The sequence below is a fragment of the Pseudomaricurvus hydrocarbonicus genome, assembly GCF_011602365.1.
Taxonomy (GTDB): Bacteria; Pseudomonadota; Gammaproteobacteria; order Pseudomonadales; family Cellvibrionaceae; genus Pseudomaricurvus; species Pseudomaricurvus hydrocarbonicus.
The window spans coordinates 50,807-65,670 of record NZ_JAAONZ010000016.1; the positions used below are offsets into that span (position 1 = coordinate 50,807).

The 14,864-nt window shown below is 51.7% G+C and carries 13 protein-coding genes; 6 read left to right on the forward strand and 7 right to left on the reverse strand.

The window, feature by feature from the left end; translation table 11 throughout:
* Positions 1-20: 20 nt before the first annotated feature.
* From G8770_RS17550 to G8770_RS17560, 3 genes are all read left to right on the forward strand, one after another.
* Positions 21-935: a LysR family transcriptional regulator gene (locus G8770_RS17550; protein WP_167189880.1), complete on the forward strand. Its 915-nt coding sequence runs from the start codon at positions 21-23 to the stop codon at positions 933-935.
* Positions 936-1,098: 163 nt separating this feature from the next.
* Positions 1,099-2,259 (forward strand): alpha/beta hydrolase family protein, encoded by a 1,161-nt coding sequence (locus tag G8770_RS17555; protein WP_167189882.1) that lies wholly within the window; start codon positions 1,099-1,101, stop codon positions 2,257-2,259.
* Positions 2,260-2,264: 5 nt separating this feature from the next.
* Positions 2,265-3,044, forward strand: coding sequence for a cyclase family protein (locus G8770_RS17560; RefSeq protein ID WP_167189884.1), 780 nt, complete (start codon positions 2,265-2,267; stop codon positions 3,042-3,044).
* A gap of 77 nt (positions 3,045-3,121) precedes the next feature.
* Here G8770_RS17560 and G8770_RS17565 read toward each other — a convergent pair whose 3' ends face one another.
* The gene (locus G8770_RS17565; protein ID WP_167189886.1) at positions 3,122-3,973 is read right to left on the reverse strand and encodes a class III extradiol dioxygenase subunit beta; all 852 of its coding nucleotides are present in this window, start codon (positions 3,971-3,973) and stop codon (positions 3,122-3,124) included.
* On the reverse strand, positions 3,966-4,355 hold the full coding sequence (ligA, locus tag G8770_RS17570) for a protocatechuate 4,5-dioxygenase subunit alpha (protein ID WP_167189888.1): 390 nt from the start codon (positions 4,353-4,355) through the stop codon (positions 3,966-3,968). The genes G8770_RS17565 and ligA overlap by 8 nt, the downstream gene beginning before the upstream one ends.
* Positions 4,356-4,518: 163 nt before the next feature.
* On the opposite strand from ligA, the gene G8770_RS17575 reads away from it, so the two are divergent.
* The 3 genes from G8770_RS17575 to G8770_RS17585 all read left to right on the forward strand — a co-directional run bounded on the left by G8770_RS17575 (position 4,519) and on the right by G8770_RS17585 (position 6,671).
* Positions 4,519-5,412 (forward strand): LysR family transcriptional regulator, encoded by an 894-nt coding sequence (locus G8770_RS17575; protein ID WP_167189889.1) that lies wholly within the window; start codon positions 4,519-4,521, stop codon positions 5,410-5,412.
* A gap of 99 nt (positions 5,413-5,511) precedes the next feature.
* Positions 5,512-5,958 (forward strand): nuclear transport factor 2 family protein, encoded by a 447-nt coding sequence (locus G8770_RS17580; protein WP_167189891.1) that lies wholly within the window; start codon positions 5,512-5,514, stop codon positions 5,956-5,958.
* Positions 5,955-6,671, forward strand: coding sequence for an alpha/beta fold hydrolase (locus G8770_RS17585; RefSeq protein ID WP_167189894.1), 717 nt, complete (start codon positions 5,955-5,957; stop codon positions 6,669-6,671). Before G8770_RS17580 ends, G8770_RS17585 begins: the two co-directional genes overlap by 4 nt.
* 317 nt (positions 6,672-6,988) lie before the next feature.
* On the opposite strand, the gene G8770_RS17590 is transcribed toward G8770_RS17585, so the two are convergent.
* The 5 genes from G8770_RS17590 to G8770_RS17610 form a co-directional block, all read right to left on the reverse strand.
* A complete protein-coding gene (locus G8770_RS17590) occupies positions 6,989-7,702 on the reverse strand; it encodes a FadR/GntR family transcriptional regulator (RefSeq protein ID WP_167189897.1) in 714 nt (237 codons plus the stop codon).
* Positions 7,703-8,010: 308 nt separating this feature from the next.
* The gene (locus G8770_RS24415) at positions 8,011-8,265 is read right to left on the reverse strand and encodes a mannonate dehydratase (RefSeq protein WP_167189900.1); all 255 of its coding nucleotides are present in this window, start codon (positions 8,263-8,265) and stop codon (positions 8,011-8,013) included.
* A 217-nt stretch (positions 8,266-8,482) separates the two neighbouring features.
* Positions 8,483-9,421: an alpha/beta hydrolase gene (locus tag G8770_RS17600; RefSeq protein ID WP_167189903.1), complete on the reverse strand. Its 939-nt coding sequence runs from the start codon at positions 9,419-9,421 to the stop codon at positions 8,483-8,485.
* 126 nt (positions 9,422-9,547) lie between these two features.
* Positions 9,548-11,833 carry a TonB-dependent receptor gene (locus tag G8770_RS17605; protein ID WP_167189906.1) on the reverse strand — a complete coding sequence of 762 codons (2,286 nt, stop codon included), beginning with the start codon at positions 11,831-11,833 and terminating at the stop codon, positions 9,548-9,550.
* Positions 11,834-12,590: 757 nt separating this feature from the next.
* The gene (locus G8770_RS17610; RefSeq protein ID WP_167189909.1) at positions 12,591-14,861 is read right to left on the reverse strand and encodes a TonB-dependent receptor; all 2,271 of its coding nucleotides are present in this window, start codon (positions 14,859-14,861) and stop codon (positions 12,591-12,593) included.
* Positions 14,862-14,864: the final 3 nt, after the last annotated feature.

A 14,864-nucleotide genomic window follows, 5' to 3' on the forward strand; every position in this document is an offset into this window, starting at 1 on the left:
TTGCTTAAATAGGTTTTCCTGTGCGCCATAAAACCCTGGATCTTAATCTGCTGGTGGCTCTGGACATATTACTGGAAGAACAGAGCGTAACCCGTGCTGCAGAGCGCCTGCACATCAGCCAACCGGCGATGAGTGCGGCCCTGGCGCGGCTGAGGGATTATTTTGATGAGCCTTTATTTGTGATGCACGGCAAGAAAATGGTGCCTACCGCGACAGCATTGCGACTCAAGGAGCCTCTAAAGACGTTATTGCGCGATGTGGACGTGTTGGTTACCGAAGCCACACACTTTGACCCAGCGACATCAGAGCGACACTTCAAAGTGTCTGCGTCTGATTATGTGCTGGCCGTGGTCATGCCACACCTGATTCAACGCCTGGAACATCTGGCACCGGGTATCATCATTAACTGCGTCCCCCAGTCAGAACTGTCTGCTCAGCAACTTGACCAGGGAAAGCTGGACATGATTATTGCTCCAGAAAAACACATCTCCCCCGATCACCCCAGCGAGTTGCTGTTCACCGACCGGTTCATGGCGGTTGGCTGCGCCGGCAACCCGCTGATGGCAGTGGATCAACTGACCGAAGAAGCATTTTATGCGGCGGGTCATGTGGTTGTAGACATCGGTGCCAATTCGGCACCTTCGGTCGGTGAAAGCCACCTGCGCCAACGGGGCCGGCAGCGGCGCATCGAAATGAGTGTGGCGTCTTTTTTACTGGCTCCCGAAATGGTCGTCAACACCGCCAAAATCACCGTGATGCATGAGAAGCTGGCACGGCTTTTTCAGCAGCGCCTGCCGATTGCCATTGCCGAACTGCCCTTCGATCTGCCCTGTATGCGAGAAATGGTTCAGTATCATGTGTCGCGTCAAAATGATACCGGACTACGCTGGCTGATCGATCAGATGAGGCAGCTACACACCCTTAACGATAAATAAAATTGATGATTATCCATAAATATAATCACTTTTACAGATTGTTTTAGTCGTTTTATAGTCGCCATCATCAGAATAAAACGTTTTTTCACACATGCAGCGCGCCAATACGGAGCGCCATGACTTGCCTCAACCCAGGCAACTTAATGACTCGGAGATCTAAACAATGGCGTTATTTGAATATTTTCCCAACTACGTATGGAACCTGTCCGTTTCCATCGCCGTAGAAAGTGGAGCAAAAATCGGTGAAATCATCGATATGTGCCAGCCAATTCGCGACGCGGCGGCAAATGGTGACGATGCCGGCACCGCTGAATTTCTCGAGCAGTGGGTGAAAATGGCGGACAATCTGATTGGCTTGGCCGACGAAGACGAGGCGCAAGGCTGCCTGTTTTCTGCCGGCACCAAGCTGAAGCGCGCGGCGCTCTACCTGATGGTAGCCGAGCGAATGCAGGGCCACGGCAACCCCAACCGCGAAGAAACGTGGAATAAAGCGCAAGAGGTATTTCGCAAGAGTATCCAGCTCAGCCAAGAAAATTGTGAGCGCGTCGAAATTCCTTTGGACAATGGTGGCACCATGCCAGCGCTGTTTGTACGCGCCCCCGGCGAGGGTCCAAAGCCAACCGTGGTCTACTGTAATGGCCTGGACAGCTGCAAAGAGATGCTCTATTGGTCCAACCTGCCACAGGCACTGGCCAAGCGTGGCATTTCCACCCTGTGTGTGGATCAGCCCGGTACCGGTGAAGCCTTGCGCAACTACAAGCTGCCCGCCACCCCCCACAGTGAAACCTGGGCTTCCAAAGCCGTGGACTGGCTGGAACAGCGTCCTGAGGTGGATGCCAGTCGCATCGGTATGACCGGCATTTCTCTGGGTGGTCACTATGCGCCGCGGGCGGTAGCCTTCGAGCCGCGATTTGCCTCGGGCGCCGTATGGGGAGCCAACCACAACTGGGCGGAAGTGCAGCAAAAACGTCTCAAGCGCGAGGGCGAAAACCCCGTACCACACTACTGGGGGCACGTGATGTGGGTGTTCGGCGCAAGCGATATGGACGACTTCTTTGCCAAAGCCGAGGACATGACCCTGAACGGTGTCATGGAAAAAATCAAAGTGCCGTTCCTGGTGACGCACGGGGCCAAAGACCGTCAAATCGGCCTGGAATACGCTCACCAGAGCTACGAGCAACTGGTCAATTCACCGAACCGCAAGCTGAGAATCTTTACCGAGCGTGAAGGCGGTGTCGAGCACGTGGGCGCGGACAACATGAGCTTTGGCTGCGACTACATTGCCGACTGGTTTGCACAAACTCTGGGCGGCACAGTGGGGTAAATAAGATGTCACGTCAATTTATCGATTTATCCATCTATCTGGAAAACGATGTGATCACGGATCCGCCGTTTATGCGGCCGGAGATTACTTATCAGACCCATGAAGAAACGGTTCCAGAAGCGAACCATTTCTTTCCCGGTGTGGCGGCGGACGAGTTTCCCGGTGGTCACGGGTTTGCGGCTGCCGAGACGGTTAAGCTTACCACCCACAACGGCACGCATATGGACGCGCCCTGGCACTTTCACCCCACCATGAACAATGGTGAACGGGCCATCACCATTGACGAAGTGCCACTGGACTGGTGTTTTCGTCCCGGTGTGAAGCTGGATTTTCGCCACTTTGAAAATGGCTATGTGGTGACTGCTGCCGACGTGGAAGCCGAGCTCAAGCGCATTGGTTATGAAATCCAGCCGATGGATATTGTGCTGGTGAATACCGCAGCCGGCGGTGCCGTCGGCAACCCCGACTTCGTCAACATCGGTTGCGGCATGGGCTATGAAGCCACCATGTATTTACTGGAACGCGGTGTGCGAGTGACCGGCACCGACGCCTGGTCGTGGGATGCACCATTCAGCCATACCGCCAAGCGAGTGGCTGAAACCGGCGATAAATCGCTGATCTGGGAAGGCCACAAGGCCGGTCGCGATGTGGGCTATTGCCATATGGAAAAGCTGCACAATCTCGAGGCCTTGCCAGCCTTTGGTTATACCGTATCCTGCTTCCCGCACAAGGTGCGTGGAGGCTCGGCAGGCTGGACGCGCGCGGTTGCCATCATCGACGACTGAGCAGTGAGTGCTGATTAAGCCTTAAAATCTGAGTGGTGCACAGCATCCTTGTTGTGCACCACTCGGGGATCACTCAGTTATTTCGCTTCCTCGTCATCTTCCAAAACGATGATACCTGCGCCGCTGTTTGATGCTGGCACATGGTAAAAGGAGTAGGTTTCCTTCGCCTTTTCCGACAGAGCTCCTCGCATAATCAACCACATCACCAGTTCAACCCCTTCCGAACCGGCTTCGCGCATGTATTCAACATGCGGCATGTTCACCAGACGCTGTGGATCTTCGGAAAGATCTCTCAGAAATGCCGTATCAAACTCGGCATTGACCAGGCCCGCACGCTCCCCCTGCAGCTGGTGAGACATACCACCGGTGCCCAAAATAGCGACCTTGATGTCTTTGTCATAGCTTTCAACAGCCTTGCGAATCGCCTGCCCGAGTTTAAAACAGCGTTTTCCCGTAGGCGCAGGATATTGTATGACATTCACACACAGCGGAATGACGTTGCATGGCCATTCTTGCGGTTGATCAAACAGGATCGACAGCGGCACCGTGCAACCGTGATCAATATCCATATTGTTGGCGATGGTGATGTCAAATTCGTCCAGGATGAGCGACTCCGCCAGGTGCCAGGCCAAATCCGGATCCCCTTTCGCAACGGGCACGCCGCGCGGCCCATAACCTTCGTCAGCCGGCTGGAATTCGGCGGCCACCCCCAGGGTAAAGGTTGGAATCAATTCCAAACTGAAAGCTGACGCGTGATCGTTATAAACCACAATCGCCACATCGGGTTTGTGTTCCTCAATCCAGTCGCGCACCGGTTGATAACCGTCAAACAACGGTTTCCAGTAATCTTCCTGGGTTCTACCATGATCAATAGCGGCACCTATGGCCGGAACATGACTGGTACCCACGCCACACATAATTTTAGCCACGGGCTTGCTCCTTTTTGCTGCGATTGCCTTCAATGGAACGACCACCGCTGACCATCATCTGACGGAATTGCTCTTCGCTGATGTTTGACATTTTTCCACCGACATACTGCATGGAGTGACCGTCAAACACAGCCAGTTTGAAGGTGTAATAAATGTTGCCGCCCAGTCTCAACATCCCCAGCCAATCGCGTTCCAGCACACTTTGCTTTTGCGCTTCGGTCATGGGAAATGCCTCAAGATAAGCCGCTTCGTCGTCGCGGAAAGCATCGCGATTTGCTTTGTTGTTCAGTGACATGCAAAACATATTCAGGTGATATCCAGCCCGACAGTGTTTGCTGTCCATGACATAGGTACCGGGGATGTCGTCGTATTCTCTACTCATGGTGACTCTCCGAATGGTGGTAAATGAGTATTTCTCCTGTTATGGCCCCGCAGAAAGTGCCGGTGGCTGCCAGGTGCGTATAAAGACTGTGGCAGTCGCTATCGCCAAAAGTCTAATGAAGTGATAATCTTGGAACAACAATAGCTTTTAAGACATATCGTTCATGCAGTGGAACATAGCCGACTTACCTATCTTTGCCGCTGTTGTCGATCAGGGTGGAGTCACCCATGCTGCCCGCAAGCTGCGTTTGCCGAAATCCAGCGTCAGTCGATTTGTCAATCGGCTCGAGCAGGATCTCAATGTGCGTCTGTTTGAGCGCAACTCCCGGGCCATGCGGCTGACCCAGGAAGGCGAAGTCTTTTATAAGCACGCGCAGCTCATTCTTGAGCAGGTGGCCTCGGCCGATGCCCAGATGAACGGTTTGACAGATACCCCCAGAGGCGATTTGTCGGTATCACTGCCGATGGCATTTTCACGGCTGATTGTGTCCCGGCATTTACCCGAGTTTCATCGCCGCTATCCGGATATTCGTGTCCACATTACGGTAAACCCCACCCCAGTGGATCTGATTGGCGACCACGTTGACATCGCGGTACAAGTGGGTGTTCTACCCGACTCCGATTACATTGCGGTGCCGCTGACACGGCACAAGTTAATTTGGGTCGCCCACCCCGACCTCGCCCCCAAAATCAACCGGATTAAGGACCTTACCGAGCTGACTGGGGCCATTAAAATTTGTGAAAAACGCTACAATCAGGTTCCGCTCAAGATCAAGTTCAACAAGGGGCCGGAAAAGATCACGCTCGATGCGGCCATTGAGACCACGGACCCGATCATGGTGAAAGACTGTGTGCTCAACCGCATGGGTATTGGGCTGTTGCCTTCCATTTATTGCCGTGAAGACCTCGCCTCGGGCGCGCTGGTGGAAGTGGCAGACAATGTCGAGCTGATCGAAAAGGCCCAAGCCTCAGCGGTGTACACCAGCAAGCGTATGCTGAGTGCGCGCACCCGTGTGTTTATCGACTTTCTGAAAGAGGTATCCCGAGAGATCGCATAAATGCTGTTCAACCGCTGGAACAATGCGTTCACACCCGCATTTTGACCCTGGAGTTCGCTACTCTGTGTGGTTTGTGGGAAGACGGGAGTTTTGAAGACCATGAACGACACTGATTACGCCCAGTGGCAAATCGAGCGCGCCATCAAGGCGGCACAATATGCGCTGGATCAAAAAGATTTAGTCACCTTTGCCAACTATTTTACCGAAGACGGCAAGCTGTTTAGACCGACCTCCAAGGATCCCGTCTGCGGGCGGGATGCCATCATTGCCGTTTACCAGAACAATCCGAGTGAACGGCTGAATCGCCATCTGCTGTCCAATGTCCATGTTACCCACATGGCGGAAGGTGTCGCCCACTCCGTCAGTTATGTCACCCTGTATTCCGCCACGCAAACCGCTCACGAAAAACCGGTCACCGGTTGGCCATTGCAGCGTGCTCTGGTGGGGGAATATCACGATACCTGGCGTCGAACATCCGATCAATGGCTGCTGTCTGAACGGCGCGCCTTATTCAGTATTAACCTGTTAATCGGAGAGGCTCAATGACAACGGTTGTGTTATTGCCCGGTCTTATTTGCGATCACGCCAATTGGGCGGCGCAACAAGAGGCCTTGCTGGACGCAGGTTACGAAACCCTGATTATCGATTATGGCAACGCCGACACCATTGCCCACATGGCCAAGATTGTCCTCAGCCAGGCTCCGGAGCAATTTATAGTGATCGGCCACTCCATGGGCGGGCGAGTTGCTCTGGAAGTGGTCAGGCAGGCCAGTGAGCGCGTTACAGCGCTTATTTTAATGGATACAGGTTATTTGCCCCTTGCTCAGAATCAACAAGGACAGCAAGAAGTCGCGGGGCGTATGGCACTGGTGGAGCAGGCACAACGCGATGGCATGCGGGCCATGGGCGAGCTCTGGATGCAGGGGATGGTGTTGCCGGAACACTTGCAGGATCAGCAACTGTGTAACGCGATTCTCGATATGATTGAGCGCAAGACACCCGAGCAGTTTGCCAACCAGCAACACGCCTTGATCGACCGACCAAATGCCCGCGCCGTGTTGAGTGCCCTCACCTGCCCGACGTGTTTTATCTGCGGCGATCAGGACGCCTGGAGCCCACTGGAGCGTCATCACGAGATGGCCAGATTGGTACCCGGCGCGCCGCCGGTCTTCAGCATCAAAAACTCCGGCCATATGAGCACCATGGAACAACCCGAGTCAGTCAACGACGTCATCCTGTCCTGGCTTCAAACATTATAATTGTGCTCTTGGCTAAAGACTGCAGCCATCCAATGTCCTGAGCCAACCCATAGCCACACGCACCCGCTGTGGCAACTGTGGATCGTGACCTGGAGTCAGCAAGCGCTGAAATGCGTTGGAAGCTGCGACAGCGATTGGTGTAATGATCATTCAGCCGGTCAAAACGCCCTTTCGCGATCTGGTTAAGCCCATGCACGAAGCTTACGAAGGCACTTCGATAGATGAGGTGTTACATGCAATTAAAACCATTCCTTAATGCATTTCGTGGTGCAGTCCACTATCTGCAGATGGGCTTATATTAATGAGGCGTTGAAGGCTCAGTTGTTCTTTCTGTCCAACAAAGCCCTATCAGCGGCAATGGCATTGCTGATATGAGTGGCCATGGTTTGTCGTGCAGAAATTGGGTCACGAGATTGCAGGGCTTCAAAGATGGCTCGATGCTCCTGAGCTGAGGGATGTATGCCCTCTTCCCTGACCCGTTCATGGAATACGGCACTGATTTCGGAGCGATTGCGCAACTCCCACAGCCAGCGAACCATAGAGGCCAGTGCGCTGTTTTGGGCCGCTTCGGCCAGAATACAGTGGAAGCGCTGATCGGCCTCTTCGCTGATGGAACCCTGTGAATCCTCGCGCTCCATATCGTGCAAAGCTTCTTCCATTTCGGTCATTTGAGCTGGTGTGATGCGTGCCGCAGCCAGGGCTGCAATTTCACTTTCGAGCAGACGCCTGGCTTCCAGTATCTCAAACGGCCCCGGCCCCTCATCGCGCAGACCACTGGTTAGATTGTTCTCAGTATCCATTTGCGGCAACACATAAATGCCGGAACCGGTGCGGATTTCTACCAGGCCTGCAATCTCCAAAGCAATCATGGCTTCGCGAATGGTGGGACGGCTGACTTCGAATTGCTGGGCCAGGTCGCGCTCGGAAGGCAACCGCTGTCCGGGTTCAATTTCACCGGATTTAATGAAATTTTCGATCTGGTTGGCCACCTCAAGGTAGAGGCGACGGACTTTGACAGCTTCAATACGCATGAGGGGGATAGCCGGTAAATAAATCAGATGGTCAGGCCAATAGTCTCACAAATTTAAAAAAACTGCCAATTCTGATATGCGTAATCGACACCCCAAATGGTGAAGGGCTCCATGAACAGATAGTCCTTCTTGGCGACATTAGCAGTGGCATAGCCAGCAGCAGCTCAGGGAAAGCTTTTAGGGACGGTGGCGGTACCTTTTCGTAATTTTGATCGGCGGTACGCATGTGCTGAGCACCGATGGATTATGAAAAAAAGGCCCCGGGGATCAGCCAGGAGAGCAGATAGCGACGAGATCCCCGAGGTGAGTTACAAGCTCACAAGGTTTGAGAGACAACAGTAAAAATCAAGCTTTTTCAGCCTTTCCAGGCTATCCATAACACCGTACAATTCTACCAGGCTTTTCAAGCGCCCCAGATATGAATAACCAGAATTGGTTCCGATTTGTCCCACTTCATCGGCCATCAAATGTCCGTGATCCGGCCGCATGGGAATTTCCAGGTCATTACGGCCAATGTCGGCACGACTATGCTCTTCTGCCAGAAGTGCTCCAATCAGCCACACCTAAATCAAAAACTTTTCCCGCGAGCCTGGAGCGAGATCAAACAGAGGCTCACCGATAAAAACGATGCCTGGTAATTTGTTCATTAACGAAACTGTGTTCTTCCTGTTCAAAAAAGGCAGCGGAAGAACCGCTGCCTGCGGTTACTTAAAACGCATTATTTTATTGCAGTTTCAAGTAATAACCGTTGTTTGTGATTGCGCGTGAGAGCAGTCAGATTTACTGTGCACTCAACAGATTGCGACTTTTCAACCACAGCATAAATTGGTCCATGATTCCCTCGGTTGTCGTTCCGGGTTTACCCGCACCAAAACCGTGGCCGCCCCGCTCATAGGCGTGAAGTTCAACCGAAATTCCTGCATCACGCCAAGCATTAATAATGCCAAATCCCTGTCCCGAAAATAGTGCATCATCCATGGCAATCGCTGAAAACATCGGAGGCGAGTACTCAGGCACAGAAACAGATTTCATGGGGCCATAGATGTAGCCTAGAAAATCCGCCTGCTCATCGGCTTTTCCAGTTATCACGGTCTGTAATCCTGTCATGGCCCCTGCTGAAAAACCGATAAAACCTACGCGTTCAGGATCTACGCCCCATTCGCTTGCGCGGGCACGAATCAGCCGAAGCGCTTGCAGTGCATCAGCACCTGCCCTGGGCTCTTCAATTTTCGCGGGTTCTTTAGCTGATTTTTTGTCCGATCTGTTACCACTATTAGCAGCATTTTCGGCTATTTGTCTCATGATTTCGCTTTCATCATCTGGCGTTTCGTTGATGCGGTACTTCAACACAAACGCTGCCACACCCTGTTCAGCCAGGCGTTTGGCAATATCAAAGCCTTCTTTATCTATAGCCAGCACCTTATATGCACCGCCTGGGGCAACAATGACAGCAAGCCCGGTAGCATCTTCCTCGGCAGGAAGCACAGGAGTGATGGTAGGCCATGTAACGTTACGAACCCTCCGGCTTTCATTTCCATCATTGCGATCCAACAGGTTCCAGCGTTCGATGATATTGCTTTCAGGAATTTCACCCGGCTCATAGAGCGGGATGGCATCTGTCTGAGGTGGCGTATCGATACGCTTGAGCTCAAATCCTGACTGCGCCCATGAGACGCCACTCACCAGAAGAGCACTTAATAGAACAAATACTGATTTCATATAGCAATCTTCCAAGTTTGCTTATTGCATAAGGAATCCAGTTAAATAAAAAACCAGACTCCAATCCTTCCTATGGTCAGGAGACCTTCTCGCTTTCAATTAGAGAGAAGGTTTCCTTTGTCGGCCTTAGAAGTTGTAACTTGCGTTAATGCCGGCGTAGCGCATAGCGTTGCGTGACCACTGTTTGGAAATAGCCGTTGCACCACCAAATCGCTGACTGGCGTCGTCGTAACCCATGGAGTAGTTTTCGTCAAACAGGTTGTTAACAAAGAAGGTTACTTTGTACTGCTCGTTGGGTTCCACAATACCAACACTGATATTGGCAATGCCGTAGGCTTCCTGAGCGTTCAACGGGTTACCATAGAGGCTATAGTTGATGTCGTCCTGCCACTGGTAGTTTGCCTGGGCAAAGATATTAAAAGGCAGGCTGCCGGCGGAGCGCTCCCAGTAAGCAGACAGGTTATATTTCAGGTCCGGGGAGTTATTGAGGTCTTCACCACTCAAGTCCTGCACATCCAGCCCACCAGGCCCAGCACCAATCATACAGCCCTGGGCTTCAGTCTGACCAAAGTAGCATTGCGCGTTTTCAAAGCTCTCAAGGGTTGCATCCACGTACGCTACTGTAGCACTTAAGCGCAGATTCTCAGTTGCCTGAAAGGACAGATCAGCTTCTACACCCTGGGTGCGTAATTCGCCCACGTTATTGAGTGCAAATACTGGTGCGCCAACGCTGTCCACTGTCGCGCCTTGCGCCTGATAGTCGTCAAAGTCCGTCAGGAAAGCGACCACTTCATAGCGGAAACGGCGATTTTCAGTCGTGCCCTTGATGCCCAGTTCGTAGGAAATGGAGTTTTCTTCGCCCACCGGGTTGTCGGCATCTGCTTGAGTAAAACCGGTTGCAACATCATAGGTTTGCCCCTTGTAGCCGGTACTCACAGAGCCAAATACCATGGCGCCATTGTCCAGAAAATGACGCAGAGCCAGTTTTCCGGTTGCGGCATTCTGTGTGTCTTCACCTGAATAATTCTCAGGAGTGTCCGAAGTGAATCCGTTAGCATAGTAGTCGGTAAAATCCGCCGAGATTTTTTCGCGGTTCAACCGGAAGCCGATATCCAGGAAGGTGTCCTCGGTGATGCTCAATGAGCCCTGCCCAAAAACCGCCATGCTTTCCGTTGCTGCAGTGGCATCCCATCTGGAGAGAAGAAACACCAGAGGCTTTCTGTCAAACTCTCGATCAACTTCAAAATCCGAGTAGAAAGCACCGAGCATATACTCGAAATTGGTATCCGAGTTGGAAGTTAAGCGAATTTCCTGAGTAAAAGCCTTGGATTCTTCTGATGATTCCTGGATGATCACGGGGCCACCAATGCCCAGGGGATCGAAGATAGGCAACAAAAATGAAGGAAACGATTCTTCCATTGGAACGTCGGTCAGATCTGTATCAACTTGCGAGTCGACTTGGTACTTTTGATAGCTGCTGACGGATGTCAGTGTGTGTCCTGGCAACTCGTAATGCACTTTGAAAACCGCCATGTCCTGATCGGTTTGGTAGCCGTTAGGGCTGTCGGAACGCATATTCTTGTTGTCTTCGCCGGGAACAATGCCTTCACCATAGACTGACGGATCCGCTTCAAACCAAGTGGATACTGAGCTGGATTCCTTTGAAGAGCTGTCGAGAATGACTTCCATATCCAGGGCATCGGTGGGCTGCCAAACCAGCTTGGCACGCAGGCCATCTGCCTTTTCGCCATTGAGGTCTTTGCCATTGGTCAGGTTAGTGATATAGCCATCACGATCCTGATAGTAGCCCGAAATACGGTAAGCCAGAGTCTCGGTGATAGGGCCAGAGAAAGAGAGCTGAACTTTTTCTTCATCATCATCGGTCAAGCGTCCACTGATGCTGCCAGTGAATTCATCGCTCGGCGCCTTAGTCACAATATTAACCAGACCAGCAGAGGCGTTTTTACCAAACAGAGTGCCTTGAGGGCCTCTCAATACCTCAACGCGATCAATATCTACCAGATTGCTAAAGGCCTGTGCCTGACGGACCAGCGGTACTTCATCAACTACGACTGACACACTGGCTTCTGTAGCGATACTGAACGATGCGGTACCCACGCCACGCATTCGGATGACGTTGCCTGCAGGGCCTTCACCCTGATCCATGGTCAGGGAGGGAGACACACGGGTGACATCAGTGAAGTTCTTGATGTCCAGTCTGTCGATGGCATCGGCATTCATCACAGAAATGGCGACAGGGACATCTTGTAGATTCTGCTCCCGCTTCTGTGCAGTCACTACGATTTCTTCAAGCGCAAATTCCTGCGCATTGACAGGCATCTGAATCGCCAGAGACGACACGCCTATAGCTGCAGACAGCAGGCTGTATTTAAAGTGGTTGTGGGAAATCATAAAACTCTCCTGATTCTCTCTAATTATTTTAATGTCCATGATACAACTGGTACTTATTGGCCATATGGGAAGGTGGCCTTACCAATAAGGGTAAACTACATCGAGAGCTCGCCTTTTTATAATCATTTTTTGCGATACATGGCATTGCGCATCGTGATGGGTTGGCCACCTGAAAAGCTAACCCCTTGATTTACAAGGAGTTACAACCTTTTAGCGGCATCAAAACGTCTAGTTCGCCCGGGCCTCTGCTTTAACCACGTAACCTTGATCAGCGGAGAAGATCAGCCAAGCTCGCCAACGGTGACGGTGACGGTGAGGTGACGGTGAGGTGAGGTGAGGTGAGGTGATGGTGATGGTGACATGGAAAGTCTTTTTTATGACCTTGCGAGGTTCACCGGCCAGGTCAACCGTTCTCGCCTCACCACCACTGAAGAAATTATCTGGCTATAGCTCAGGGAAAGCTTTTAGGGACGATGGCGGTAACGTTTCGTAATTTCGATCGGCGGTACGCATGTGCTGAGCACCGATGGATGATGAAAAAAGGCCCCGGGGATCAGCCAGGAGAGCAGATAGCGACGAGATCCCCGAGGTGAGTTACAAGCTCACAAGGTTTGAGAGACAACAGTAAAAATCAAGCTTTCTTGAACCCTTCCAGGGTATCAATAACACCGTACAATGCCTGGTAATTTGTTCATTAACGAAACCGCGTTATTCCTGTTCAAAAAAAGGCAGCGGAAGAACCGCTGCCTGCAGTTACTTAAAACGCATAACTTGCTTTAATTCCAGCGTAACGACGTGATTCACGCGTCCACTGTTTGGTGATGTAGGCGTTTCCATCATTCTGGCGATCGGACAGATCCTGATAGCGGGTGGAGTAACGTTCGTCGAAAGCGTTATTGACAAACAATGTCACCTGATAGCGACCACTGGACTCAACGATGCCGACACCAAAGTTGGCAATGCCATAAGCATCTTCAGCGTCATTCGGTGCGCCGTAAAGGTCAAAATTCACCTCATCTTGCCATTGGTAGTTGGCTTGTGCGAACCAATTGAAAGGCATGCTGCTGGAAACCTGCTCCCAGTAAGCGCCGGCGTTGAATTTGAAGTCCGGAGAGTTGTTCAAATCCTTACCACTCAGATCCTGCAGGAAGACAGACGGATCGGATGTCGGTACGTTACAGCCTTCAGCAGCAGTTTGGCCGAAGTAACATTCTGCACCCACCCAGTCTTCGATCGTGGCATCAACCCAGGCGCCGCTAAAGTCCAGACGCAAACTTTCGGTGGCCTGATAAGACAGGTCGACTTCAACACCTTGCGTGCGCAGTTCACCGACATTGTTAAGGGAAAAATCAACCGAAGTATCCGTTACTACGGACCCTTGTGCCTGGTAATCCTCAAAATCGGTTAAAAAGGCAACGACTTCATAGCTTAAACGGCGATCTGCAGTTTTGCCTTTAATACCGATCTCATAGTTGATTGAGTCTTCACTGCCAACGGGGTCAGCAGCGGCTTCCGGGGTAAAACCGGATGAAATGTCGTAGGCCAGCCCTTTGTAGCCAGTGCTGACCGAGGCATAGACCATAGCGTCGTTTTGCAGAAAATGACGCAAGGCAATTTTCCCCGTTACCGCACTTTCCGAGTCTTTGCCGCCAAAGGTGACTGGTGCAGCAGACAGGTCGCCCCGGTCAGGAATGAAATCGGTGTAATCCGTAGATATTTCTTCACGGTTGAAGCGAATACCCAGATCCAGATAGGTATTTTCGGCTAAGGACAGAGAACCCTGACCAAACAGTGCCATACTCTCATTTGTCGGAGTTGCTTCCCAGTGGTCCAGAATGAAGCGGATCGCATACCGATCAAGACTCTTGTAGTGCTCGACATCTGAATAATAGGCTCCGACCATGTACTCGAACGTATCAGACCATGTGGATGTCAAGCGCAACTCCTGAGTAAAGGAATCACTGTCCTGAGAAGTGTTCATCTCGAATGTGGGGGTTCCTTCTGGAAATCCACCCGGGTTCAGGAAAGGGTTCTGAGGAACCGGATCTGGTGAGTAATCACCATCGGTCAAAGCCTCCAGCTTGAAATTCTGATAGCTGGTGATTGATGTTAATACATGACCACCCAAATCATAGTTGAGTTTGAATATCGCCATGGTCTGATCGGTTTCAAATTCATTGGGCGTGTCGTAACGCACCTTGCGATTGTCTTCTCCGGCAGTGATGCCTACACCAGGATCGGGATGCGCAAACCAGGTAGAGACCGAACTGGCCTTACGCTCGGAGGCGTCCAATATCAATGTCATGTCCAGTTTATCGGTAGGCTCCCACAGCAATTTTGCCCTGATGCCATGAGACTCTTCGCCGTTAAAATCAGAACCGTCTTCAAGGTTTTCAATGTAACCTTCCCGATCGGTGTAGAAGCCTGATACCCGGTAGCTCAAAGTATCAGTCAGAGGTCCAGAAACTGAGAGATCGACCTTCTTCTCATCGTCATCGGTGAATCGTACCCCGGTTTTGGCAGAGAACTCCTGAGATGGAGCTTGTGTGGTGATGCTGACAACCCCGGCCGAAGCATTTTTACCGAACAGAGTACCCTGAGGACCGCGCAAAACTTCAATACGCTCAATATCCATCAAGTTGTTGAATGCCTGTGCAGAGACCATCAGGGGCACTTCGTCTACCACAACGGACACGCTGGGCTCTGCGGACACTGAGTAGACGGCGGTACCAACACCGCGCATCCGGATAGAGTTATCGGATGGTTCATCGCCACTTTGCATGGTCAGTGCAGGAGATACTCGGGCGACGTCAGTAAAATTCTTGATATCCAACTTTTCGAGGGAGTCGGCGTTCAGTACAGAAATCGCAACAGGTACGTCCTGCACGTTCTGCTCCCGTTTCTGCGCAGTCACTACGATTTCTTCAAGCGCAAATTCCTGCGCACTTGCAGGCATCTGAATCGCCAGAGACGACACGCCTATAGCTGCAGACAGCAGGCTGTATTTAAAGGGGTTGTGGGAAATCATAAA